We start from the raw sequence: 25225 nt of genomic DNA, 5'->3' as shown, positions 1-25225 counted from the left end.
GCCTCCTGTCGGTTATCGCGCTTAGTCATAAAAGTCGCGTGCGGGATCCAGCACGGGCTTAATGATCCCGGCGCGGATCACAAAGTCACCAAAGCCTTCACCGGTTTCACGCTCTTTCGACCAGCGTCCGACCAGTTCGTCAATGATGCTCAGGATTTCAGCATCTGAAATGTTTTCGCGGTACATGCGCGGAATGCGGGTTCCGGCGCGGTTACCGCCAAGGTGCAGGTTGTAGCGGTTCATCGCTTTACCCACCAGACCAATTTCGGCCAGCAGCGCGCGGCCACAGCCGTTCGGGCAACCGGTCACACGCAGAACGATATGTTCATCGCCTACGCCGTGCGCGTGCATGATGCCTTCGACTTTAGTCACAAACTCAGGCAGGAAACGTTCTGCTTCCGCCATCGCCAGCGGACAGGTCGGATAAGACACACAGGCCATCGAGTTTTTACGCTGCTCGGTGACGCCGTCGTCAATCAGGCCGTGATTACGCGCCAGAGTTTCTATAGTGTCTTTGTCTTTTTCAGAGACACCGGCCACGATCAGATTCTGGTTAGCAGTAAGCCTGAAATCACCTTTATGGATCTTAGCAATTTCTGCCAGTCCGGTTTTCAGCGGCTTGCCCGGATAATCGAGAATACGGCCATTTTCGATAAACAGCGTCAGGTGCCATTGTTTGTCGATACCTTTTACCCAGCCGATACGATCACCACGTCCGGTGAATTCATAAGGACGAACATCGCCAAACTGAATGCCTGCGCGTTTTTCGACTTCGGCTTTGAATACCGGCACGCCAACGCGTTCCAGCGTGTATTTGGTTTTGGCGTTTTTACGGTTGGTGCGGTTGCCCCAGTCGCGCTGCGTGGTCACCACGGCTTCGGCGACGGCCAGCGTGTTCTCCAGCGGAATAAAGCCCAGTTCGCTGGCGGTGCGTGCGTAAGTGGCTTTATCACCATGCGCGATAGAAAGCCCGCCGCCGACCAGCACGTTGAAACCGACCAGTTTGCCGTTATCTGCAATCGCCACGAAGTTCAGGTCGTTGGCATGCAGATCCACGTCGTTCTGCGGCGGAATAACGACCGTCGTTTTGAATTTCCGCGGCAGATACGTCGCGCCAAGAATCGGCTCTTCGTCGGTAGTTTCGACTTTTTCCTGATCCAGCCAGACCTCGGCGTAAGCGCGGGTACGCGGCAGCAGGTGCTCGGAAATTTTCTTCGCCCACTGATACGCTTCCTGATGCAGTGCAGACTCCACCGGATTCGACGTACACAACACGTTACGGTTAACGTCGTTGGCGGTCGCCAGCGCGTCCAGACCGAGTTTATTCAGCAACTGATGCACCGGTTTCACGTTCGGTTTCAGGATGCCGTGGAACTGGAAAGTCTGACGGTTAGTAATACGGATGCTGCCGTACAGCGTGCTGTCGTCCGCAAATTTGTCGATGCCGAGCCACTGCGCAGGCGTCATCACCCCGCCAGGCAAACGACAACGCAACATCATGGCGTGACGCGGTTCCAGTTTCTGCTCAGCGCGTTCTGCGCGGATATCACGGTCATCCTGCTGATACATACCGTGGAAACGGATCAACAGGAAGTTGTCACCGTTGAAGCCACCGGTCAGGCCGTCTTTTAAATCTTCGGTGATGGTTCCGCGCAGGAAATTACTTTCCGTCTTCAGGCGTTCGGCGTCAGCCAGCGGGGCATCGACGATCAGCGGGCCCGGACCGGGATTGAGTTCACTCCACAACTTATTGCTCATAAGGTTTTCGCTCATTGCTCTGATTCGTTAATAGACGTCGCGCTGGTAACGGCGATCAAGACGTAATTCACTGAGATATTCGTCGGCAGTTTCCAGATCCATCACGCCGTATTCGGCAATGATTTCCAGTAACGCCTGCTCTACGTCTTTCGCCATACGATTGGCATCGCCGCAGACATACACGTGCGCGCCTTCCTGCAACCATTGCCAGACTTCAGCGCCCTGCTCGCGCAGTTTGTCCTGTACGTACACTTTTTCTGCCTGGTCGCGTGACCATGCCAGAGAGATATTGGTCAGCAGGCCGTCTTTCACGTAACGCTGCCATTCAACCTGATACAGGAAATCATCGGTAAAGTGCGGATTGCCGAAGAACAGCCAGTTTTTGCCGGTAGCGCCGTCGTTATCACGCTGCTGGATGAAGGCGCGGAATGGCGCAATGCCAGTGCCGGGCCCTATCATAATGACGGGCGTTTCAGGGTTAGCGGGCAGACGGAAATTGTCGTTGTGCTCGATGAAGACTTTCACTTCGCCGTCTTCTTCCAGACGATCGGCCAGATAGCCGGAAGCACCGCCGGAACGCGCACGACCATCGATGTCGTAACGCACCACCCCCACCGTAATGTGCACTTCAGATTCTGTTTCCGCCTGCGAAGAGGCAATTGAATACAGGCGCGGCGTCAGCGGACGCAGTAAATCCACCAGTTGCTGGGCATCCAGTTCAGTCGGTGCGCGGCGCACCATGTCGGCGAACGGCACCGTCTGCGCGTATTGCTGAAGCGCAGGTTTATCCGCCAGCAGACCGGTCAGGTGTTCGTCCCGGCAAAGCGCGGCGTATTTCTCAATAATCGGCGTAGTGTTCTGGGTCAGTTCGATGTGATGTTGCAGTGCTTCAGAAAGCGGCAGTTTTTTATCATTCAATTCAACGACTTCATCGCCTTTTAGCCACAGCAGCTCGACGATTTCCTGCACCAGTTGCGGATCGTTTTCAAACCAGATCCCCAGCGCATCGCCCGGCTGGTAACGCAGTCCGGAATCACCGAGTTCGATTTCCAGATGACGAACGTCTTTGTCAGAATCGCGGCCGGTAATTTTCTGGTTAACCGCCAGAGTCGCCGTCAGCGGCGCTTCTTTGGTGTAAGGACTGCTGTCGACCTGATTAACGCTGCCCGCCAGCGTCGGCGCGGGCTGCGCACCGGTATCGGCCGGGACGCGCTGTTTCAGCACATCGACAATGCGCTTACGCCAGCTTTCGGCGGTTTCTTTATATTCCACATCCGCATCAACGCGGTCTAACAAACGTTCTGCGCCGAGCTCGCCCAGACGGGTATCAAAGTCTTTACCCGCCTGACAGAAAAATTCATAGGATGTGTCGCCCAAAGCAAACACGGCAAAAGCGGTGTCTTTCATTTGCGGGGCTTTTTTGGATTGCAGGAATTTATGCAACGCGACCGCTTCTTCCGCCTGTTCGCCTTCGCCCTGCGTGGAGGCCACGATCAGCAGCAGCTTTTCCTGGCCAATTTGTTTGAATTTATAGTCACCGGCATTCACCAGATTGACGTTAATTTTCGCCGCCGTCAGATCATCGCGTAACAGTTCCGCGACACGACGGGCGTTACCGGTTTGCGAAGCAGAAATCAGGGTGACCGACGCGGCAGCCTGTAGCGGAACCTGAGCGGCCACCGCGCCCGGTTGCTGATTGACCATTCCCCAGAAATAGCCGGATAACCAGGCCATCTGAGTCGGCGAATAATCACCAATCGCCGATTGAAGGCGGGCCATTTGCTCGGGGGTCAGCGGGAGCAGTGAAATTGGAGGTGCCTGAGTCGTCATCGCGGTACGAATTCCCTTATGCAGAAGCAAGTCATCAATCCGGCCTCCGGCGGCTTATACCATGTGAATACGCGCGGGAAAGACCTTTTAGAAGATGTAGGTTAACGAGCCGGATAATAACAATTAAAGAAGTGATGGAAATAATAAATAACCAAAATGACTAAGAGGATTTAGAGGTAAGTTCTATCTGAAAAAGTGGTAAGCGGTGATTTTTATCGTACTGAAATCGCTAAAAAAAATCCCGATGGTTTATTTGTTCATCGCCAAGTGGCGGAGGAATAAAGAAAAAACCCGCCGGAGCGGGGTGATGAATTTTTTTCAGGCAGGCTTTCGCACAGACGGTTTCAGAGGTGGAACGCGTTGTGCTGCTCAAACCAGGCAAACTGTCCGGCGGCAAACACCGACATTTTACTGCCGCTGTGCCCGACGTCTGACAAGTCCATAAAATGCCAGTTAAACGGCGTATTGTTCTGCTCGGCGCGCTGCTGAGACGTGGTGAAATAGCTTTCAGCGCGTTCCAGACGGTTAGTCCCCTGCGCCATCGCCTGCTTGGATTTACGCAGCAGGCGGTTTTCAGGGTCGTCGTCTTCTGCACCCACCGCAATCAGCACCGGTTTGGCAAAGTAATCATTGAGCTGCTGCTGGCTGACGGTAACCGGCGCTTCACGCAAACCGTAAGGCCAGCGCTGATCGGTATCCGGCAACGTCCACCAGCCCGCAGCCGCACAGACGGCGGCTTTCACATTCGGCTCAGGCAACAGTGTCAGCATGCGGTGGACAAACTGGCAGCCCGCGCTGTTGCCAAACAGATAATATTGTTTCTGCTGAGTGACGCCCTGCTTTTGCAGCGTCGTAAACAGGTTATCGACAATGCTGAACGCCCACTGCGATTTCGGCAAACGGTGATGGGTTTTGCTGTCGGTGAGATTGCCGAGGTTATAGCCCGCGGCACCGGGGAAATCCTGCTCGCTGAAATGCGGCACGACCACGCGCAAATGATATTGATCGGCCACCGTCATCCAGTCATTGCGGTAGGTGGCCGCGTTACGGTCAACGCCCGTCATGACAATAACGACCGGCGTGGTTTCATCTGCACCGACCGGCTGATAGGTGAAAACTTCCAGCGGCTTTTTACCGCCCGCAAGCCCAATATGCATCACGCCTGAGCCCTGCGGGAAGACCAGAGGAACTTTGGCAACCGGCGCTTTAGTCACAGAGACTTTCGCCACATCGGCAGCCGGTTTAGCCACAGCGGGCGCGGCTTCCCGGGCAGGTGCCGTGGTTTCTGCCTGCACACTGGCAGAGAACAGCAGCGCCAGAACAGCGCAACGAAGCACAGTAATCATTCACTATCTCAACAGGTTAGTTTCTACCGGCTCACTGTAAGCCAGCAATGCGGGCGGAGTAAAGAGAGTAAAAGTCAGGATTTGGTGAAGAAAAGCGCAGTTAAGTCATGGCACGTAAGCCGGTATTCCGGTACTATGCCGCGTTTTTTCGAGCAACGAGACTGCCTCATGACCACCACATTATTTAAAGATTTTCAGTTCGAAGCCGCCCACCATTTACCGCACGTGCCTGCCGGGCATAAGTGCGGCAGGTTGCATGGCCACTCTTTCACAGTCCGTATCGAGATAACCGGTGAAGTGGATCCGCACACCGGCTGGGTGATGGATTTCGCCGATCTGAAAGCCGCGTTTAATCCGACTCTGGATCGTCTCGATCACTACAATCTGAACGATATTCCGGGCTTAGAAAACCCGACCAGCGAAGTACTGGCCGAGTGGATCTGGAATGAGATGAAACCTAAGCTGCCACTGCTCAGCGCCGTACGCGTTAAAGAAACCTGCACTGCGGGTTGCGTGTATAAGGGCTAATTCAGATACCCAAAATCGTTCGTGCTGTATCCAGGCGGCAATTGAATGAATCCCCCGGAGCTGACAATAGTCAGTGACCGGGGTGAATGAAAGCAGTCAATGCAGAGACAGCGCGAAGGATGCAGGAAATCAGGCGATATTTAAGTACTTATGCGTCTGCATCGACAGCCGCCAGTTCCTTGCAATGCAGGTCGCAATGCACAGTCTGGTGGCTTCTTCTTTTTGACTGATTGGCTGTAAGGCAATAATCCGCGCCTTGCTGTCAGTCAGCGTTTCAAGCAGTTCGTCCAGTGCGTCGATATCACGCTGACGCGCCACCGGATGTTTCACTTCATCAGCACGTTTCAGTGCCTGCAGCACAATGTCGTAACCGCCACGCATATTCACTTTCGGGGAAACGGTCACCCAGGTATTTACCGAGCAACGCACTTCGTGCGTGCCGCTGGTTTCAATCTGGCAGCTGAAACCGTTCTTTTCCAGCAATGAGGTCAGCTCAGTGAGATCGTAAATGCACGGTTCGCCGCCGGTGATCACTACGTGGCGCGCGGTGTAACCTTGCTGCACGATCACGTCGAGAAGTTGTTCTGATGTGGCATTGCCCCAGGCATCACTCTCTTGCGTTTTGACCAGAATACGCTGCATATCGACTTCCCGATCGGCAATTTTATCCCAGGTGTGTTTGGTATCACACCAGCTGCAACCCACAGGACAGCCTTGCAGGCGAACGAAAATCGCCGGCACGCCGGTAAAATAGCCTTCCCCTTGCAGGGTTTCGAACATCTCATTAATCGGGTACTGCATCGGTTTCTCAGTCATCTCTCAAAAAATCAGCGCGCATTATTGCAGATACGGCCGGTGAGGCCAAACTTGTGCTGTAAATGAGTATGGCAGATTTCTGTATTGCCAAATTTTTCGCATAAAAAAACCCGCCGGAGCGGGTTTTAAGAAAGCGTTACGGGGCAGTAATTACTGACCTTTAACTTCTTTCAGACCGTTGAACGGAGCAGGAGTACCCTGTGCCGCCAGCGCTTCTTCGATACGGATCAGCTGGTTGTATTTAGCAACACGGTCAGAACGGCTCATAGAACCGGTTTTGATCTGGCCTGCAGCAGTACCAACCGCCAGGTCAGCGATAGTCGCGTCTTCAGTTTCGCCTGAACGGTGAGAGATAACGGCAGTGTAGCCAGCGTCTTTCGCCATTTTGATCGCAGCCAGAGTTTCGGTCAGAGAACCGATCTGGTTGAATTTGATCAAGATGGAGTTAACGATGCCTTTGTCGATACCTTCTTTCAGGATTTTGGTGTTGGTTACGAACAGATCGTCACCTACCAGCTGGATTTTGTCGCCCAGAACTTTAGTCTGGTAAGCAAAGCCATCCCAGTCAGACTCGTCCAGACCGTCTTCGATAGAAACGATTGGGTACTGTTTAGTCAGGTCTTCCAGGAAGTGAGTGAACTCTTCAGATGTGAAAGCTTTGTTGCCTTCGCCAGCCAGAACGTATTTGCCATCTTTGTAGAACTCAGATGCTGCACAGTCCATCGCCAGAGTGATGTCTTTACCCAGTTCGTAGCCTGCTGCTTTAACCGCTTCAGCGATTACAGCCAGAGCTTCTGCGTTAGAACCCAGGTTTGGCGCATAGCCACCTTCGTCACCAACAGCAGTACCCATGCCTTTAGATTTCAGAACTTTAGCCAGGGTGTGGAACACTTCAGAACCCATACGGATGGCTTCTTTCAGAGTTTTTGCGCCAACAGGCTGGATCATGAACTCTTGAATATCAACGTTGTTATCAGCGTGTTCGCCGCCGTTGATGATGTTCATCATAGGCAGTGGCATAGAGTATTTGCCTGGGGTGCCGTTCAGTTCTGCGATGTGAGCGTACAGTGGCAGACCTTTAGAAGCAGCAGCCGCTTTAGCAGCAGCCAGGGAAACAGCCAGAATCGCGTTAGCACCGAACTGAGATTTGTTCTCGGTACCGTCCAGGTCGATCATGATTTTGTCGATGTTAGCCTGGTCTTTCGCGTCTTTACCCATTACAGCCTGAGCGATAGGACCGTTAACCGCAGCAACGGCTTTCAGTACGCCTTTGCCCAGGAAACGGGATTTGTCACCGTCACGCAGTTCCAGCGCTTCGCGGGAACCGGTAGAAGCACCTGATGGCGCAGCAGCCAGACCAACAAAACCACCTTCCAGATGAACTTCAGCTTCTACAGTTGGGTTACCACGGGAGTCGATGATTTCACGGCCGATAACTTTAACGATTTTAGACATTAAGATTTCCTCAGTACAAGTTAACTAAAGCTTCAGACAAACAATGTATGGCCAACGCCATACATCGTTTCCCCTATATTTATTTTACCTGACGCTTCTGATACTCACCGGCAGCCTTCACAAAGCCTGCAAACAACGGATGACCATCACGCGGCGTTGACGTAAATTCTGGATGGAACTGGCAAGCTACAAACCACGGATGGTTAGGCAACTCAATAATCTCCACCAGTTGCTTATCGCCAGAGCGACCGGCTACGCGTAAACCTGCGGCTTCGATTTGTTTCAGCAGCATATTGTTCACTTCGTAACGGTGACGATGGCGTTCAACTATTGTCGGTTCGCCGTACATCTCACGAACCAGGCTACCGTCGTTCAGGTGGCATTGCTGCCCACCCACACGCATGGTACCGCCTAAATCACTGTCTTCAGAACGTACTTCGACGTTCCCTTCTTCATCACGCCATTCGGTGATAAGTGCAACCACCGGGAACTTACAGTCTGGCACAAATTCGGTGGAGTTGGCGTTCTCCATACCCGCAACGTTACGGGCGAACTCAATCAGTGCAACCTGCATACCCAGACAAATGCCCAGATAAGGGATGTTATTTTCACGTGCATAACGCGCCGTCGCCACTTTCCCTTCTACACCACGGTAGCCGAAGCCGCCCGGGATAAGGATAGCGTCCAGGCCTTTCAGCACTTCGACACCACGGGTTTCGACATCCTGAGAGTCGATAAGTTTAATGTTCACGGTCAGACGGTTTTTCAGGCCACCGTGTTTGAGCGCTTCAATCACAGATTTATACGCATCTGGCAGCTCAATGTACTTACCGACCATACCGATGGTGACTTCACCGCCCGGATTGGCTTCTTCGTAAACAACCTGCTCCCACTCAGCCAGATTAGCTTCAGGAGCGTTGATGCTGAAACGTTTACAAATATAATCGTCCAGACCCTGAGATTTCAACAGCGCCGGGATTTTATAAATGGAATCAACATCTTTAAGAGAAATAACCGCTTTTTCCGGCACGTTACAGAACAGGGCAATTTTCGCACGTTCGTTGGCAGGTACTGCGCGGTCAGAACGGCAGATCAGCACGTCTGGCTGGATACCGATAGACAGCAGTTCTTTTACAGAGTGTTGAGTTGGTTTGGTTTTGACTTCACCGGCAGCGGCCATGTAAGGCACCAGCGTCAGATGCATATACAGCGTGTGCTCGCGACCCACTTCAACCGCCATCTGACGAATCGCTTCCAGGAACGGCAGGGATTCGATATCACCGACAGTACCGCCAATTTCCACCAGCACGACATCGTGGCCTTCGCCGCCTTCAATGATGCGTTCTTTAATGTTGTTGGTGATGTGCGGGATAACCTGAATGGTTGCGCCGAGATAATCGCCACGGCGCTCTTTGCGCAGCACGTCGGAATAAATACGGCCCGTGGTGAAGTTGTTGCGGCGGGTCATCTTGGTGCGGATGAAACGCTCGTAGTGACCCAGATCGAGATCGGTCTCAGCGCCATCTTCTGTTACGAAGACTTCGCCGTGTTGAGTTGGGCTCATCGTACCCGGATCCACGTTGATATACGGGTCCAGTTTCATGATAGTGACGTTGAGGCCACGGGCTTCGAGAATAGCCGCCAGAGAGGCTGCGGCAATGCCTTTACCCAGAGAGGATACGACCCCGCCGGTCACAAAAATATAATTAGTTGTCATGCTGAACCTGAGAGGTTAGGTTTAAAGATGATGGAGTAACCAAGACGGGAAAACAGTATACCGGAACCTTGTGTGCGCCACAAATAAACGTTTTGCTGCCCATCATCGTTTTCCTTACCGTCAGTTAAGAAGGGATAACCCTACCAGCCCATTTCTCTCATTCTTTCAAAAACAATCAGTTAACTTCAGAAAAGTGCTGAGTTGTTCGCATGAACCACTAAAACATCTTAGATTTCAATTTGTTGGACTTTACTGCGCTCAGTGCAGCCTTTCAGCTGCTGAATAACACTGAGCTTAACCGTTTCAGCCGCGCCAGACCTTGTTTCCGATCAAAGTCGGAGAGCGAACTCAGCCTTCCGATTTTTTCACCTGCTGCCAGGCGGCTTCCATCTGGTCAAGTGTAGCATCTTCCATGTTTAAGCCTTTTCCGCGGATAATTTCTTCGACCTGACGGAAACGACGCTCAAACTTGCGGTTGGCAGCCTGTAACGCATCTTCTGCTTTATGGCCTAAATGGCGGGACAGATTAACGGTGGCAAACAGCAGATCGCCGATTTCCTCACCGAGCTTTTCTTCGTCGATCACCGCCTGACGCGCTTCAAACATCACTTCGTCGATTTCTTCATACACTTTGTCGAGTACCGGTCCGAGTGTGGTCCAGTCAAACCCGACATTCGAACAGCGCTTCTGAATTTTGTGCGCCTTCATCAGCGCTGGCAGTGCGGAGGGAATATCATCCAGCGCTGAATGCAGAGATTTTTCCGCGCGTTCCTGCGCCTTGCGCGCTTCCCATTTCACCAGTACATCTTTGCTGCTGGCATCTTTCGCCCAGGCCGCTTCGTTGCCGAAAATTTGCGGATGACGGCGCTCTAATTTGTCTGAAATAGCATTGCAGATATCGTCAAATTCAAACAGCCCCTGCTCACTGCCCATTTGCGCGTAGAACACCACCTGAAAAAGTAAATCACCCAGCTCGTCGCGAACATCGTCGTAATCTTTGCGGGCGATGGCATCCAGCACTTCATAGGTTTCTTCCAGCGTGTACGGGGCGATAGTTTCGAACGTTTGCTCTTTATCCCACGGGCAGCCCGCTTGAGGGTCGCGCAGGGTTTTCATAATGGTGAGCAGGCGTTGCAAAGAAGAGTCGGTCATGGGATCTGTCCGTTTTAAATAGAGGAGTCAAAAACAATAAAGAAAAGGCCCGACTGGCGGGCCTTCTAAGAGAGTGATCAGCTGCCATGAAGTCGCTTGGCTTCGATCACATCCGGTAACTGGTTCAGTTTGGCGATCACGCGTCCCAGCACCTGCGGGTTGTAGATTTCGATGTCCATATCGATGGTCGCCAGCTGTTGCCGCGTATCGCTGCGGCTGGCCACGCCGAGCACGTTGACTTTTTCGTTAGCCAGAATGGTGGTGATATCACGCAGCAGACCGCTGCGGTCGTTGGCCACCACACGCACCACCAGCGAATAACCGCTGGAGTAGCTTTCGCCCCATACGGCGTCCACCACACGTTCCGGCGCATTCGAGCGTAAATCTTCCAGCTGATCACAATCGGCGCGGTGGATTGAAATCCCGCGGCCCTGCGTGATGTAACCGACGATTTCGTCGCCCGGGATCGGCTGGCAGCAGCGCGCAATGTGGTGCATCAGATTGCCGACGCCTTCCACCACTACGCGGCCATTATCCTTAGTGCGGGTCGGCGGCGGCGTGGTTTTCTGCGTCAGCTGGCGCAGCGCTTCTTTATCCAGTTCTTCCGCGCTCGGCTTTTTCAGCTGCGATTGCAGGAAGTTGACCATCTGGTTGATGCGGATATCGCCGTTGCCAATCGCCGCCAGCACTTCATCCAGCGAGTTGACGTTATAGCGCGGCAGCAGCAGTTTCTCGGCATCTTTGATGCTGATATCCAGCCTGTCCAGCTCGTCATCGAGGATTTGCTTACCGGCAATAATGTTTTTATCGCGATCCTGTTTACGGAACCAGTTTTGAATTTTTGAGCGTCCGCGGCTGGTCGTGACGTAACCGAGGCTCGGGTTCAGCCAGTCGCGGCTTGGGTTCGCGTGCTTCTGGGTGATGATTTCAATCTGGTCACCCATCTGCAACTGATAGGTAAACGGCACAATGCGCCCGCCGATTTTCGCCCCGATACAACGGTGACCCACATCGCTGTGGATGTGGTAAGCGAAGTCGAGCGGCGTGGAACCCATCGGCAGATCGATAACGTCGCCTTTTGGCGTAAACACGTACACGCGGTCGTCGAAGACCTGGCTGCGCACTTCGTCGAGCATTTCGCCCGAATCGGCCATTTCTTCCTGCCACGCGATAAGTTTACGCAGCCAGGCGATGCGCCCTTCGTAACCCCCGCTGCGGCCACCGACCACCGCCGTGCCTTCTTTGTATTTCCAGTGCGCCGCGACGCCCAACTCGGCATCTTCATGCATCTGTCGGGTACGGATTTGCACTTCCAGCGTTTTACCGCGCGGGCCTAATACCACGGTGTGAATCGACTGATAACCGTTGGGTTTCGGGTTAGCGACGTAATCGTCAAACTCATCCGGCAGATGGCGGAAATGGGTGTGCACAATCCCTAACGCGGCGTAGCAATCCTGCAAACGCTCCACCACGATACGCACGGCACGCACGTCGAAGAGTTCGTCGAAGGACAGGGATTTTTTCTGCATCTTGCGCCAGATGCTGTAGATATGTTTCGGGCGGCCATAGACATCAACTTTGATGCCCTCTTCCGCCATCGCATTTTTTACCGTCGACACAAAGTCGTCGATGTACTGCTCACGGTCGATACGACGCTCGTGCAGCAGTTTGGCAATGCGTTTGTATTCATCAGGGTGCAGATAACGGAAGCAAAAATCTTCCAGCTCCCATTTCAGCTGGCCAATACCCAGACGGTTGGCCAGCGGCGCGTAGATATTAGTACATTCTTTCGCTGCCAGGACACGTTCTTCTTCCGGCGCATCTTTCACTTCACGCAGGTGCGCGATACGTTCGGCAAGTTTGAGCACCACGCAGCGGAAATCTTCCACCATCGCCAGCAACATGCGGCGGACGTTGTCCACCTGTTCGGAGGCCATGGAGTCGTTTTGCGTGGCTTTCAGCTGGCGGATAGCGTCCATATCGCGCACGCCGTGCACCAGATCGGTGATGCCTTTGCCAAACTGTTGGGTCAGCGTGTCTTCGTCGATGACGCCGTCATCAACCAGCGGGAACAGCAGCGCCGCGCGCATACTGTCGTTATCCATGCTGAGGGTCGAGAGGATTTCGACCATCTCAAGGCCGCGCCACAGCAGCAGCGAGGCGTCAGGATGGCCCTGCGTTTGTTGCTCGCAGTAGCGCCAGGTTTCGGCTAAACGCTCACATGATTGCTGGCTGGACAGTCCTAAACTGTTGATCCAGTCGTCGAGCGCGAACTCGCCAGCCGTGTTCAGATGTGCACTTCTTACCGCAACCATACCCTCTCCCTACGTTTCTGACACAACGCCTGTGTCAGACGGGTTGATAAACAGAGCCATCGATTCAAGGTGCCCGGTGTGCGGGAACATATCCAGCATACGCACCTGAGCTAAACGATAGCCCGCCTCCAACAAAATTTTACTGTCCCGCGCCAATGTTGTGGGGTTGCAAGAGACATACACCACACGCGCCGGGGCAAGCTTAACGATATGCGCCATCACGCCAGCAGCGCCGCCCCGGGCCGGATCCAGCAAGATTTTATTAAATCCTTGCGCCGCCCAGGGTTGTTTACTGACGTCATCCTCCAGATTTTCGTGGAAGAAAGACGCATTTTCTAATCCATTATTCCGGGCATTATCTTGCCCATTCGCCACCAGTGTAGCAACACCTTCGACGCCGACAACCTGCTTAGCTCTTTTTGCCAGCGGCAGGGTGAAGTTTCCCATTCCGCAGAACAAATCCAGCACCCTGTCGTCAGGAGTCAGTTCCAGCCATTGCAAGGCCTGTGCCACCATTTGCTGGTTAACGGCATCATTGACCTGAATAAAATCGCGCGGACCAAATTTCAGATTCAAACCATCAATCTGATAATAAGGTGTTTCGCCGCATAAACGCTCCAGCGTGTCGCTGTCGGGTGCCAGATAAATCGTTATCTGATGTTGCGCTGCAAAAGTCTTCAGACGCGCGCGGTCGGCGTCACTGAGTGGATCAAGATGACGCAGCACCAGCAGCGGACCGTTATCGGCCAGCACCAGTTCCAGATGCCCGAGGCGCTTCGCCGCCGTCAGCGAGGACAGGCATTCCTGCACCGGCACCAGCAGTTGCTCGAGCTCCGGGCGCAGTACCGGACAGCGGGTGATCCCCACCAGGTCATTGGAACCTTCCTGACGAAATCCCATCACCAGCGGACCGTTGCCCGGTTTGCGTCCCGGTTTCGCGCCAGCTCTCTGTAATCCCAGACGCGCACGACGACGGTAGCCATATTGCGGACCGGCAATCACCGGCTGAGGCTCGGCCACCATCCCGGTTTCCCGCGCAATCAGGCGCAGCAGTGATGCCGATTTGCTGCTCTGTTGCAGCGTTTCGCTGGCATGCTGTTGCTGACAACCGCCGCAGACCGAATAGTGCGGACACACCGGTTTCACGCGATCGGCGCTGGTGGTGAGCAAACGTTTCAGACGCCCTTTGGCGTACTTACTTTTATCTTCTGTTAAAGTGACTTCTGCCTGTTCACCGGGCAGTAATCCAGTGACAAACACGGCTTTGCCGTTGTGGCGTGCCACGCCCTGCCCGAAAGCATCAAGGTCGGTAGCGGTCACAGTTATCGTTTGCCGGGTCGTCACGCGGCGGTTCGGAGAGTAGAATTGAGCCATTATTGTCGATTACACGCTGGTTTATTAAGCTTAGCTGGAGCTAATTCTCCCACATTGGAACCCCATGACCAAATATAGCCTTCGCGCACGGATGATGATCCTGATTCTGGCACCGACTTTAATGATCGGTTTGCTGCTCAGCACCTTCTTTGTAGTGCATCGCTACAACGAATTGCAGAATCAGCTGACAGAAGCCGGAGCCAGTATTATCGAGCCTCTGGCGGTCGCGAGCGAATATGGTATGACGTTCCGTGAACGCGAACCGGTTAAGCGCCTGATCAGCCGCCTGCACCGCAATCATTCGGATATTGTGCGCAGCATCAGCGTGTTTGATGGCGACAACAAACTGTTTGCCAGCTCCACCACTCAGCATGACAGCAGTCCGTTGCAGGTAAAACGCGTTGAAGATATTCCCCGTGAAATCACCAAGGAACGTTCCGGAGATGTGCTGATCTTACGCACGCCTATTCAGGCCGAAAACCATACGGAAACCGACGACGCGTCTTTCAGCGCTTCGCCGGATCACACGTTAGGTTACATCGCCATTGAACTGGATTTACGTTCGGTCAAACTGGCGCAGTATCAGGAAGCGTTCGTTTCCGCCATGTTGCTGCTGCTGTGTCTGGGTATCGCCACACTGTTCGCTTACCGCCTGATGCGTGACGTCACCGGCCCTATCCGCAATATGGTCAATACCGTTGACCGTATCCGCCGCGGGCAACTCGACAGCCGCGTGGAAGGCACTATGCCGGGCGAACTGAGCATGCTGAAAAACGGCATCAACTCGATGGCGATGTCGCTGACGGCGTATCACGAGGAAGTGCAACAGAACATCGATCAGGCAACGTCAGACCTGCGTGAAACGCTGGAGCAGATGGAAATCCAGAACGTTGAGCTGGATCTGGCGAAAAAGCGTGCGCAGGAAGCAGCACGTATCAAATCTGAATTCCTGGCCAATATGTCCCACGAGCTGCGTACCCCGCTCAACGGTGTGATTGGCTTTACCCGCCAGACGCTGAAAACCCCGCTGTCGCCGACGCAGGCGGATTATCTGCAAACTATTGAACGTTCGGCAAATCATCTGCTGACTATCATTAATGACGTGCTGGATTTCTCAAAACTGGAAGCCGGCAAACTGGTGCTGGAGCATATTCCGTTCTCGCTGCGTGAAATGCTCGATGAAGTGGTGATTTTGCTGGCGCATACCGCTCACGATAAAGGGCTGGAGCTGACGCTGAATGTCCACAACAATGTGCCGGAAAACGTGCTCGGCGATCCGATGCGCATGCAGCAAGTCGTTACTAACTTGCTGGGAAATGCGATTAAATTCACCGAAACCGGCAACATTGATATCAACGTGGAACTGCGCTCTCACAACAATTTACAGGTTGAACTGGAAGTGCAAATTCACGACACCGGCATCGGGATTTCCGAGCGTCAGCAGTCGCAGCTGTTCCAGGCATTCCGTCAGGCAGATGCCAGCATTTCACGCCGTCACGGTGGTACCGGATTAGGGCTGGTGATCACCCAGCGGCTGGTCAAAGAAATGGGCGGCGATATCAGTTTCTATAGCCAGATTAACCGCGGCTCGACCTTCTGGTTCCACGTCACGCTTGAGCTCAATGAAAACCGCCACATCACGCCGGTTTCAATGAGTCATCTTGAAGGTAAACGTCTGGCGTATGTCGAAGCCAACCCCGCAGCGGCAAAAGCGACGATGGAAATCCTGCAGGCCACGCCGCTGGATATCACGCACCGCACCACGCTGGCAGCGCTTCCAGACGCGTCTTACGACATCATGCTGTGCAGCATTCCGGTGATACCTGATCAGGCTCTGACCGATTACGACAGTAAACTGCAAAGGGTGCTCAGCATGACCCAGCATCTGTTGCTGGCGCTGCCGAGCCAGTTCCAGGTGGATGCCGAAGAGCTGAAACGACGCGGCGTCGAGGCATGTCTTATCAAACCGATGTCGAGTATCCGTTTACTGCCACTGTTACTGAAAGAGCAGCAGGCGTCGGTGCGGGTGATCAACAGTGATGAGAACAAAACGTCCCGCCTGCCGCTGACCGCCATGGCGGTGGATGACAATCCGGCCAACCTCAAACTGATAGGTGCGTTGCTGGAAGAGCTGGTAGAAACCACCGTGCTGTGTCACAGCGGTGAAGAAGCGATTGAAGTCGCCCGGCATACCGATCTCGACATTATTCTGATGGATATTCAAATGCCGGATATCGACGGTATCCGCGCCAGCGAAATCATTCATCAGATGGCGCGCCACGCCAAAACGCCGGTGGTAGCGGTCACGGCGCACTCGCTCAGCGGTGAGCGCGAGCAGTTGCTGAAACTGGGTATGGACGATTATCTGTCGAAACCGATTGATGAAAGTATGCTGAAAAATGTGCTGTCACGGCATCAGACTCACCAGACGCAGCTGGATTCCCCGTTGCAGGCCAGAGAAGAACTTGCGCCGATCAGCACGCTCGACTGGCAGTTGGCATTAAGTCAGTCGGCCAATAAAGTGGCGCTGGCGCAGGACCTGCTGCAAATGCTGGTGGAGTTCCTGCCGCAGGTGGCAGAACGCGTTGAGGCGGTCACGCGCGGCGAACCCGACAACGATATTCTGGCGCTTATCCACAAACTGCATGGCAGTTGCAGTTACAGCGGCGTGCCGCGCCTGAAACAGCTGTGTTTCTACATCGAACAACAGCTGCGCCAGGGCGTGAAAGTGGAAACACTGGAGCCGGAATGGTTTGAACTGCTCGATGAAATCGATAATGTGAAGCGCGTAGCAGTAGCCTACCTGCCGAGGTAAAAGCCGGAGATAACATCCTGCGACGATCAGCAAAACGCCCGGCTCAGTCCGGGCGTTTTTTTAAAATTCAGAGATCAGAACCAGGTCGTCACCGCGCCGGTCACATCCCACTGCTCGTTCACCAGCAGCAGCTGACGCCATTTGTCAAAAGTCAGGCACGGATGACTGATATCAAAAACCAGCATGTCACCCACTTTCAGATCGGCGTTTTCCGGTATCGACATAAACGCGTGCTGATCCATCATAGAGAACACTTTCCACTCTTCAGGCGCGGGCACCACCGTGGTGTATCCCGCCTGTTTGGCGCTGCACGGACGAAAGTGTCCGGCGGCTTTCGGGTATCCGGCGTCATAACCGGCATCACGCTTACCGAAAGCGATAATCGCCCTGCCCGGCTCCGGCAACGACTGCACCGCTGCCCAGACCTGCAACGCGGGCTGTAAACTGCTGTTCATCTCGCGCGCCACCGGATTACTGGTTTGCATCCGCTCGAGCGCCGTCTGATACGCGCCGACGTCGTGCGTCACATAGCAGCCGGAACGCAGAATGATATCGAGCGTATAGCGTTTTTCAGCATCCAGATGCGTTTCTTCCCGCGTCAGTTCTTCTGCCACCACATCGAACCAGGCGGAACCGGCGCCGGTTAATATCACCTGTGGCTCGGCGAATTCTCCGGCCTGCGCCAGCACGTGTGTACGGGTCATCACGTGGCGCAGAAAACCGCGGATCACCGCCTCGTCATTGCTGACCCCTTCGTAAAGCTCGACGCCGACCAGCGCCAGCGACTGCGGCCAGCGTTTTACCGCCGCCAGCACATCGGCTTCCTGCTGGTCGGTGCGAATGCCGGTTCTGCCGCCCGCAATACCATATTCAAACATCACGCGCAGTTTCAGCTGCTGGCTGGCAAAGTAATGACCGAGCGCGTCGGCATTATCTGCCGAATCCACAATGCAGGTGAAATCGAAAGCCGGGTCTTCACGCATCAGCCCGGCGATCATCGCCATATTGCCTTTGCCGACCAGCTGATTGGCCATAATCACTTTACGCACGCCATGCGCGAATGCGGCGTTGACCTGCGGCGCCGTCGCCAGCGTAATGCCCCACGCGCCAAATTCGAGCTGCATCTGATACAGCTCAGGACTCATGGTAGTTTTGCCGTGCGGTGCCAGTTTCAGCTCATAGCGCTGGATAAATTCTCGCATCCAGGAAAGATTATGTTCGACTCTCTCTTCGAGCAGCACCGCGACCGGCAGGCTGACGTCTTCACGCAGAATATTCCAGCCCTGCCCGCGAATATCGCCCTTGCGCGCACCGGCGCTCAGCGGCCCCAATCCCTTGGTCAGGGTATTTACCGGCTGCTGTGAAAAATCAATCTCTGGCATACGTGTTTTCTCTCTGGCGGATGTTTCTAAAACCTATCGTAAAAACAGCGGAAATAAAATACAAAAACCGGCGCAGGTAAGGCCTGAACGCCGGTTTTTTTAACTGAGTGCTGCCGGTTAAAGTTTTTGCGATAACTTAATGGTCGCGGCAATATTCCGCGCGGATTTACGCAGGTTGTCAGCGGCATTTTTCAGGGCGTCATCCAGCGTACAAATGCTGTAAAGCACACTGAAAACAGCGTCCAGCCCGTGGTCATAAACCACATCCACATCTTTGGTCAGACTGCCGGCAATACCAATCACCGGTTTGTTATAGCGCTTCGCCACCCGCGCCACACCAATCGGCACTTTGCCGTTCACGCTCTGGCTGTCGATACGCCCTTCGCCGGTGATCACAAGCGTTGCATCTTTCACCAGCTCATCCAGCCCGAGCGCATCGGTGACGATCTCAATCCCCTGACGTAATTCCGCATGACAGAATCCGTAAAGTGCCGCGCCCATGCCGCCCGCCGCGCCTGCGCCGGGTACATGTTCAACATCAATGCCCAGATCCTTTTTGATCACCTGTGCATAATGATGCAGATAGCCATCGAGCTGTTCGATCATCTCCGGTGTCGCGCCTTTTTGCGGGCCAAAGATGGCAGACGCGCCGTCCTTACCGGTCAGCGGATTGGTCACGTCACACGCGACTTCAAACCGACATTTTTTTATTCTTTCATCCAGACCGCTGATATCAATGTGATGCAGCTTTTCCAGCTCGCCGCCACCCTGCCCAATCTGACTGCCCTCTTTGGTCAGCAGTTTTGCGCCGAGCGCCTGCATCATGCCCGCGCCGCCGTCATTGGTTGCACTGCCGCCAATGCCAATAATGCAGTGTTTCACGCCATGATCGAGCGCTGAATGGATCAGTTCACCCGTACCGTAAGACGTGGTTTTCAGCGGATTACGTTGCGCAGGCGGAACGCTTTCCAGCCCGCTGGCCGCTGCCATTTCGATAAAAGCGATTTTCTCATCACCTGACAAACCGAAGAACGCTTCGATGGGTTTTCCCAACGGTCCGGTGACATTCACTTTAACGACGCGGCCTCCTGTAGCCGCCACCATCGCCTCAACAGTGCCTTCTCCGCCATCGGCCACGGGCAGTTTGACGTATTCCGCCTCGGGGAAAATCTCACGGAAACCACTTTCGATGGCTTTTGCCACATCCAAAGCAGACAAACTTTCTTTGTATGAATCCGGTGCGATCACTATTTTCATAAAGTCATTACCTTCATAAACTGCACGCGCCGATGTGGAAAAGCGTCCTGTCAGTTTTGCATCCTGCCTGAAGGGCAACGCGACGCGAGGCTCAGCTCAGGGTCGCGCTGCCGCCGCAGACTAACGGGTAACTTCAACCTTCGCTAAGGTTTCATAATAGCGTGCAATGGCGCTATGGTCAGATTGCCCGTGACCATCCGCTTTCAGTGCCTGCATCATTTCCATGACTAGCGAGGTCAGAGGCAGTTGCGCGCCGACGCCGTGTGAGGTGTCCAGTGCGTTAGCTAAATCTTTGATGTGCAAATCAATACGGAAACCCGGTTTGAAGTTGCGATCCATCACCATCGGCGCTTTCGCTTCCAGCACGGTGCTGCCCGCCAGTCCGCCACGAATTGCCTGGAAAACTAACTCAGGATCCACGCCCGCTTTGGTCGCCAGCACCAGCGCTTCGGACATTGCCGCAATGTTAAGCGCCACAATCACCTGGTTCGCCAGTTTGGTCACGTTACCTGCGCCGATGTCACCGGTATGTACCACAGAACCCGCCATCGCTTTCATGATCTCAAAGCATTTATCGAACACGGCTTTGTCCCCGCCCACCATGACAGACATGGTGCCGTCGATGGCTTTGGGCTCTCCGCCGGAGACCGGTGCATCGAGCATCGAGATTTGCTTAGCGGCCAGCGCCTGACTGATTTCACGGCTGGCCAGCGGTGCGATAGAACTCATGTCGATGAAAATAGTGCCCGGACGCGCGCCTTCAATCAGACCGTTTTCGCCCAGCGCCACTTCTTTCACCTGCGGCGAGTTTGGCAGCATGGTGATAATAACGTCAGAAACCGCAGCCACGGCTTTTGGGGTATCTGCCGCCGTCGCACCCAGTTTGACGATTTCACCGACGGTATCGAGATTGCGATCCATCACCACCAGCTCATAACCTGCTTTCAGCAGGTTTTTGCTCATAGGCTTGCCCATGATGCCTAAACCAATAAAGCCAATTTTCATTCCGGTATCCTCTGTTTTTTGATGTTATGAGAGCGGATCACTTGGTGAAGCGATCGCAAAGCGCCTGCGTACCTGCGCGGAAAACGCCTAAATCACTGCCGACGGCCACGAAGGTCGCGCCCCACTCCAGATAGCGGCGGGCATCGGCTTCAACCGGCGCCAGGATCCCGCTGGCTTTGCCGTGCGCTTTGGCACGCGCAAAGATGTGGCGGATGGCGGCCTGTACGTCTGGGTGCCCGGCGTTACCGAGATGCCCCATCCCTGCGGCGAGATCACTTGGCCCGACGAAAATGCCATCGATGCCGTCAACTGCCGCAATGGCATCCAGGTTATCAACGCCCTGCTGGCTCTCGATTTGCACCATCACCGCGATATTGTCGTTGATGCTGGTGAAGTAATCCGGCACGGTGCCGAACATGTTGCTGCGATGCGAAACAGACACGCCACGGATGCCCGCGGGCGGATAACGCGTCGATGCCACGGCCAGTTCAGCTTGTTCCTGCGTTTCCACGAAAGGGATCAGGAAGTTATAGAAACCGATATCCAGCAGACGCTTTATCACTACCGGATCATTAAATTGCGGACGAACCACCGGCGCGCTGCGGCTGCCTTTCAGCGCCATCAGCTGCGGTACAAAAGTGGTCACATCATTCGGCGCGTGTTCGCCATCGAGCAGCAGCCAGTCAAAGCCCGCCACACCGAGCACTTCGGTAGTAATCGGGCTGCACAGGGCTGACCAGCAACCAATCAGCGTTTTTCCTTGCAGCAAGGCCTGGCGAAAGCGGTTTGGAATCATTTGATTACTCATATCTGATATCTGACCTCATCAAAGGGGCAGAGCCGGAAGTCCGGAATGCCCGCATCAAAATTTACTGTTTCTTAAGTTCCAGGCGTTTGATATCGCCGACGACCAGCAGATAGCAAAGCATCGCCATCAGTGCTGAACAGCCCACAAAAATTAATGCCATATTGAATGAATGCAGCCCTTTCACCATGTAGCCGATAACCAGCGGCGTCACGATAGAGGCCACGTTACCGAACACGTTGAAGATGCCTCCGCACAGGCCGATGACTTCTTTCGGTGCGGTATCAGCAATCACCGGCCAGCCCAGCGCACCAAAGCCTTTGCCAAAGAACGCCAGCGCCATCAGGGTGACGACCAGTGCGTTGTTATCGGTGTAGTTACACAAGATGATGCTGGTGGCTAACAACATGCCCAGAACGATAGGGACTTTACGCGCCACGGTCAGCGAGTAACCGCGTCTGATCAGGAAATCCGAAAACACGCCACCCAGCACGCCGCCAGCAAATCCACACAGCGCCGGGATTGCGGCAATCATCCCCACTTTAAGAATAGACATGCCCTTTTCCTGAACCAGATAAATCGGGAACCAGGTCAGGAAGAACCACGTAATACTGTTAATGAAATACTGACCGAAGAAGATCCCAAGCATCATGCGGCTGCTCAACATCTGGCGTACGTAGCTCCATTTCGGGCCACTTTTCGCGGTGTCGGTTTTCTTGTGGTCGATATCTACTACCGCGCCACCTTCTTTGAGAAACTCCAGCTCGCTTTTGGAAATATTCGGATGCTCAGGTGGGTTATGGATAAATTTGATCCACACCAGCGTCAGCACAAAACCCATCACACCCATGACGATGAAGACATGCTCCCAGCCCCAGGCGTAGGTCAGCCAGCCGAGTAACGGTGAGAACAGGGCCAGGGAAAAATATTGTGCGGAGTTAAAAATCGCCGAGGCGGTGCCGCGTTCTGTGGTCGGGAACCAGGCCGCGACAATTCGGGCGTTAGCCGGAAAAGAAGGCGCTTCGGAAAATCCCAGCATAAAGCGCAGGATGAACAGCGTCAGGGCACCATACGCCAGCGGGAACCAGCCGACAAAACCCTGTAACAAGGTAAACAATGACCAGAAAAACAGGCTGTAGGTATACACCCTTTTCGAACCAAAGCGGTCCAGCAGCCATCCGCCCGGCAGTTGCATAATCAGATAGGCCCAGCCGAATGCCGCAAAGATTTGCCCCATATCCGCAGCATCAAGCCCCAGCTCACGCGCGACTTCGGTCCCTGCAATGGAAAGCGTTGCACGGTCAGCATAGTTCACCGCCGTGATTAAAAAGATAATCAGCAAAATATAGTAACGAATATGAGTTCGTACCTTACTTTGCGCGATTGTCCGTGACTGAGATTGAATGTTCATGGTGACCTTCGTTGTAATATTGAAAAATTCTTTCAGGGAATTCATCGCCATTGAAATAACGCCATGGCACTCACCAGCGTTATTCTTCGTATCCTTTTTTTATACGAACAGGAAATTAACCCTTAATTAAGCTTTATATGAAATCTACCTGTATTACTTTAAACGTCACCTTCAGAGGGCCAATACAGTATAAAAAAGAGCCCCCGAAATAACACTGTGCATTCGCCCAAGAATATAGCAGATTATTGCGAGTATTCTTTTGCATTCACACATCAAGATGGGAGGGGAATCACAGATTGCATTGCGTCTATAACCGCGCAAAGCAAAGGGTGATATTCATCACATTTATTCTGTCACCTGCCCCACAGAATGATGTTAAACCGGTAAAAAGCTGGTCAGTTGCACAATGAGATTCGGGGAAGACTGTCTTATAATGAGCGTCATACCCTGTATTGCCAGAGCATGTTTTTGAGAAACGTCGTTAAGCGTCAACTTCAGAGAATTAACCGGACCGTTTTGGTCCGGGATGTTTAATAAACGCGGAGACAGTTATGTCACGTAATAAAGATAAAGAACATGCAACCGAAGCGCTTTTCATTAAGGTCCATGAAAGCGACAACGTTGCCATTATTGTGAACGATAACGGTTTAAAAGCCGGCACCCGGTTTTCTAATGGTCTGGAATTAATTGAGCATATTCCGCAAGGCCATAAAGTTGCTTTAGATCCTATTGCCAAAGGTGGCGATATTATTCGTTATGGTGAAGTCATCGGTTATGCCGTGAGGGGAATCCCGCAAGGCAGCTGGATTGACGAATCGCTGGTCGAATTGCCCGTTGCACCGGAGCTCGCCAGCCTGCCGCTGGCGACACGCGTTCCCCCGGCCTTACCGAAGCTTGAGGGCTACACGTTTGAAGGCTATCGCAATGAAGACGGCAGCGTAGGCACAAAAAACCTGCTCGGCATTACCACCAGCGTGCATTGCGTAGCGGGCGTGGTTGATTACGTGGTGAAAATTATCGAGCGCGATTTACTGCCGAAATTCCCTAACGTCGACGGCGTTGTCGCGCTGAACCATCTATACGGCTGCGGCGTGGCGATTAACGCTCCGGCAGCGGTGATTCCTATCCGCACGATCCACAATCTGGCGCTGAACCCGAACTTTGGCGGCGAAGTCATGGTTGTCGGCTTAGGTTGCGAGAAGTTGCAGCCGGAACGCTTGCTGGAAGGTACGCCGGACGTGCAGGCTATTTCGCTCGACGACACCCACATTGTGCGTTTGCAGGATGAACAGCACGTCGGCTTCCAGTCGATGGTCGACGATATCCTGACCGTCGCACAATTCCATCTGGAACGCCTGAACCGCCGCCAGCGCGAAACCTGCCCGGCGTCTGATCTGGTGGTCGGTACTCAGTGTGGCGGCAGCGATGCGTTTTCCGGCGTGACCGCCAACCCGGCGGTCGGATACGCATCAGATTTGCTGGTACGCTGCGGCGCGACCGTCATGTTCTCGGAAGTGACCGAAGTGCGCGACGCAATCCATCTGCTCACCCCGCGTGCTGCGGATGTCAGCGTCGGCAAACGCCTGCTGGAAGAGATGGCCTGGTACGATGATTATCTGTCTATGGGCCAGACTGACCGCAGCGCCAACCCGTCTCCGGGCAACAAAAAAGGCGGACTGGCGAACGTGGTTGAAAAAGCGCTTGGATCGATTGCGAAATCCGGCACCAGCGCGATTTCTGAAGTGTTGTCACCGGGTCAGCGTCCGACCAAAAAGGGGCTGATCTTCGCCGCAACGCCCGCCAGTGATTTTGTCTGCGGCACGCAGCAACTGGCTTCAGGTATCACCGTTCAGGTCTTTACCACCGGACGCGGTACGCCTTATGGCCTGCTGGCCGTACCGGTAATCAAAATGGCGACCCGCACCACACTGGCTAACCGCTGGCATGACCTGATGGACATCAACGCCGGGACGATTGCAACCGGTGATGCAACTATCGAAGACGTCGGCTGGGAGCTGTTCCACTTTATCCTCGATATCGCCAGCGGCCGCAAGAAAACCTGGTCAGACACCTGGGGTATCCACAATGCGCTGGCGGTATTTAACCCGGCACCGGTGACCTGAGTTTCCGGCTATCTCATCTGAGCAAAAATGCCCACCGTGCAAACCACAGTGGGCATTTTTTTGTGCAAAACATGCATATATTTCACTCCTGCTTAAATAAGAATTCTTTGTGACTCCCCTCTCAGTTTATCCCTGC

General features: G+C 53.8%; 16 protein-coding genes and 1 pseudogene. 3 read left to right on the top strand and 14 right to left on the bottom strand.

Annotated elements, in window-relative coordinates:
- Positions 1-21 precede the first annotated feature (21 nt).
- From cysI to D6C13_RS18985, 3 genes are all read right to left on the bottom strand, one after another.
- Positions 22-1758: an assimilatory sulfite reductase (NADPH) hemoprotein subunit gene (gene cysI, locus D6C13_RS18995; RefSeq protein WP_120134294.1), complete on the bottom strand. Its 1737-nt coding sequence runs from the start codon at positions 1756-1758 to the stop codon at positions 22-24.
- Between the two features lie 27 nt (positions 1759-1785).
- The gene (gene cysJ, locus D6C13_RS18990) at positions 1786-3588 is read right to left on the bottom strand and encodes an NADPH-dependent assimilatory sulfite reductase flavoprotein subunit (RefSeq protein ID WP_120134243.1); all 1803 of its coding nucleotides are present in this window, start codon (positions 3586-3588) and stop codon (positions 1786-1788) included.
- Between the two features lie 344 nt (positions 3589-3932).
- Complete coding sequence (locus D6C13_RS18985; protein WP_120134242.1) at positions 3933-4934, bottom strand: alpha/beta hydrolase-fold protein; 1002 nt, start codon at positions 4932-4934, stop codon at positions 3933-3935.
- A 168-nt stretch (positions 4935-5102) separates the two neighbouring features.
- Between D6C13_RS18985 and queD the strand changes: the two genes are divergently transcribed.
- On the top strand, positions 5103-5462 hold the full coding sequence (gene queD / locus D6C13_RS18980; protein WP_120134241.1) for a 6-carboxytetrahydropterin synthase QueD: 360 nt from the start codon (positions 5103-5105) through the stop codon (positions 5460-5462).
- 129 nt (positions 5463-5591) lie between these two features.
- On the opposite strand, the gene queE is transcribed toward queD, so the two are convergent.
- From queE to rlmD, 6 genes are all read right to left on the bottom strand, one after another.
- The gene (gene queE, locus D6C13_RS18975) at positions 5592-6263 is read right to left on the bottom strand and encodes a 7-carboxy-7-deazaguanine synthase QueE (RefSeq protein ID WP_120134240.1); all 672 of its coding nucleotides are present in this window, start codon (positions 6261-6263) and stop codon (positions 5592-5594) included.
- Between the two features lie 165 nt (positions 6264-6428).
- Positions 6429-7733, bottom strand: a complete 1305-nt coding sequence (gene eno / locus D6C13_RS18970; protein ID WP_120134239.1) for a phosphopyruvate hydratase — start codon at positions 7731-7733, stop codon at positions 6429-6431.
- A gap of 79 nt (positions 7734-7812) precedes the next feature.
- On the bottom strand, positions 7813-9450 hold the full coding sequence (gene pyrG, locus D6C13_RS18965) for a glutamine hydrolyzing CTP synthase (RefSeq protein ID WP_120134238.1): 1638 nt from the start codon (positions 9448-9450) through the stop codon (positions 7813-7815).
- A gap of 348 nt (positions 9451-9798) precedes the next feature.
- Entirely contained in the window at positions 9799-10602 is an 804-nt protein-coding gene (gene mazG / locus D6C13_RS18960; RefSeq protein WP_120134237.1) for a nucleoside triphosphate pyrophosphohydrolase, read from the bottom strand.
- A 77-nt stretch (positions 10603-10679) separates the two neighbouring features.
- Entirely contained in the window at positions 10680-12917 is a 2238-nt protein-coding gene (relA, locus tag D6C13_RS18955; RefSeq protein ID WP_120134236.1) for a GTP diphosphokinase, read from the bottom strand.
- A 9-nt stretch (positions 12918-12926) separates the two neighbouring features.
- Positions 12927-14291 carry a 23S rRNA (uracil(1939)-C(5))-methyltransferase RlmD gene (rlmD, locus tag D6C13_RS18950; RefSeq protein WP_120134235.1) on the bottom strand — a complete coding sequence of 455 codons (1365 nt, stop codon included), beginning with the start codon at positions 14289-14291 and terminating at the stop codon, positions 12927-12929.
- Between the two features lie 64 nt (positions 14292-14355).
- Here rlmD and barA point away from each other — a divergent pair, with 64 nt between their 5' ends.
- On the top strand, positions 14356-17106 hold the full coding sequence (gene barA / locus D6C13_RS18945; protein ID WP_120134234.1) for a two-component sensor histidine kinase BarA: 2751 nt from the start codon (positions 14356-14358) through the stop codon (positions 17104-17106).
- Between the two features lie 74 nt (positions 17107-17180).
- Here the strand turns inward: barA and D6C13_RS18940 are convergent, their stop codons facing one another.
- The 5 genes and pseudogenes from D6C13_RS18940 to D6C13_RS18920 all read right to left on the bottom strand — a co-directional run bounded on the left by D6C13_RS18940 (position 17181) and on the right by D6C13_RS18920 (position 22966).
- Positions 17181-18488, bottom strand: a complete 1308-nt coding sequence (locus tag D6C13_RS18940; RefSeq protein ID WP_120134233.1) for an amino acid deaminase — start codon at positions 18486-18488, stop codon at positions 17181-17183.
- A gap of 117 nt (positions 18489-18605) precedes the next feature.
- Positions 18606-19745, bottom strand: coding sequence for a glycerate kinase (locus tag D6C13_RS18935; RefSeq protein ID WP_120134232.1), 1140 nt, complete (start codon positions 19743-19745; stop codon positions 18606-18608).
- Between the two features lie 120 nt (positions 19746-19865).
- Positions 19866-20753, bottom strand: a pseudogene (gene garR, locus D6C13_RS18930) (2-hydroxy-3-oxopropionate reductase); the annotation flags it as partial.
- Positions 20754-20787: 34 nt separating this feature from the next.
- Positions 20788-21558 (bottom strand): 2-dehydro-3-deoxyglucarate aldolase, encoded by a 771-nt coding sequence (garL, locus tag D6C13_RS18925; protein ID WP_120134230.1) that lies wholly within the window; start codon positions 21556-21558, stop codon positions 20788-20790.
- 61 nt (positions 21559-21619) lie between these two features.
- Positions 21620-22966 carry an MFS transporter gene (locus tag D6C13_RS18920; protein ID WP_120134293.1) on the bottom strand — a complete coding sequence of 449 codons (1347 nt, stop codon included), beginning with the start codon at positions 22964-22966 and terminating at the stop codon, positions 21620-21622.
- Between the two features lie 551 nt (positions 22967-23517).
- On the opposite strand from D6C13_RS18920, the gene garD reads away from it, so the two are divergent.
- The gene (garD, locus tag D6C13_RS18915; RefSeq protein WP_120134229.1) at positions 23518-25089 is read left to right on the top strand and encodes a galactarate dehydratase; all 1572 of its coding nucleotides are present in this window, start codon (positions 23518-23520) and stop codon (positions 25087-25089) included.
- The last annotated feature ends 136 nt before the right edge of the window (positions 25090-25225 follow it).

It is taken from the genome of Rahnella woolbedingensis, assembly GCF_003602095.1.
GTDB classification, from domain to species: domain Bacteria; phylum Pseudomonadota; class Gammaproteobacteria; order Enterobacterales; family Enterobacteriaceae; genus Rahnella; species Rahnella woolbedingensis.
This window is presented reverse-complemented; position numbering and strand designations above follow the sequence as displayed.

Bases quoted from the DNA above. Each gene is read 5' to 3' on its own strand.
- cysI (WP_120134294.1), bottom strand. From the start codon at position 1,758: ATGAGCAATAAGTTGTGGAGTGAACTCAATCCCGGTCCGGGCCCGCTG.
- cysJ (WP_120134243.1), bottom strand. From the start codon at position 3,588: ATGACGACTCAGGCACCTCCAATTTCACTGCTCCCGCTGACCCCCGAG.
- D6C13_RS18985 (WP_120134242.1), bottom strand. From the start codon at position 4,934: ATGATTACTGTGCTTCGTTGCGCTGTTCTGGCGCTGCTGTTCTCTGCC.
- queD (WP_120134241.1), top strand. From the start codon at position 5,103: ATGACCACCACATTATTTAAAGATTTTCAGTTCGAAGCCGCCCACCAT.
- queE (WP_120134240.1), bottom strand. From the start codon at position 6,263: ATGCAGTACCCGATTAATGAGATGTTCGAAACCCTGCAAGGGGAAGGC.
- eno (WP_120134239.1), bottom strand. From the start codon at position 7,733: ATGTCTAAAATCGTTAAAGTTATCGGCCGTGAAATCATCGACTCCCGT.
- pyrG (WP_120134238.1), bottom strand. From the start codon at position 9,450: ATGACAACTAATTATATTTTTGTGACCGGCGGGGTCGTATCCTCTCTG.
- mazG (WP_120134237.1), bottom strand. From the start codon at position 10,602: ATGACCGACTCTTCTTTGCAACGCCTGCTCACCATTATGAAAACCCTG.
- relA (WP_120134236.1), bottom strand. From the start codon at position 12,917: ATGGTTGCGGTAAGAAGTGCACATCTGAACACGGCTGGCGAGTTCGCG.
- rlmD (WP_120134235.1), bottom strand. From the start codon at position 14,291: ATGGCTCAATTCTACTCTCCGAACCGCCGCGTGACGACCCGGCAAACG.
- barA (WP_120134234.1), top strand. From the start codon at position 14,356: ATGACCAAATATAGCCTTCGCGCACGGATGATGATCCTGATTCTGGCA.
- D6C13_RS18940 (WP_120134233.1), bottom strand. From the start codon at position 18,488: ATGCCAGAGATTGATTTTTCACAGCAGCCGGTAAATACCCTGACCAAG.
- D6C13_RS18935 (WP_120134232.1), bottom strand. From the start codon at position 19,745: ATGAAAATAGTGATCGCACCGGATTCATACAAAGAAAGTTTGTCTGCT.
- garL (WP_120134230.1), bottom strand. From the start codon at position 21,558: ATGAGTAATCAAATGATTCCAAACCGCTTTCGCCAGGCCTTGCTGCAA.
- D6C13_RS18920 (WP_120134293.1), bottom strand. From the start codon at position 22,966: ATGAACATTCAATCTCAGTCACGGACAATCGCGCAAAGTAAGGTACGA.
- garD (WP_120134229.1), top strand. From the start codon at position 23,518: ATGTCACGTAATAAAGATAAAGAACATGCAACCGAAGCGCTTTTCATT.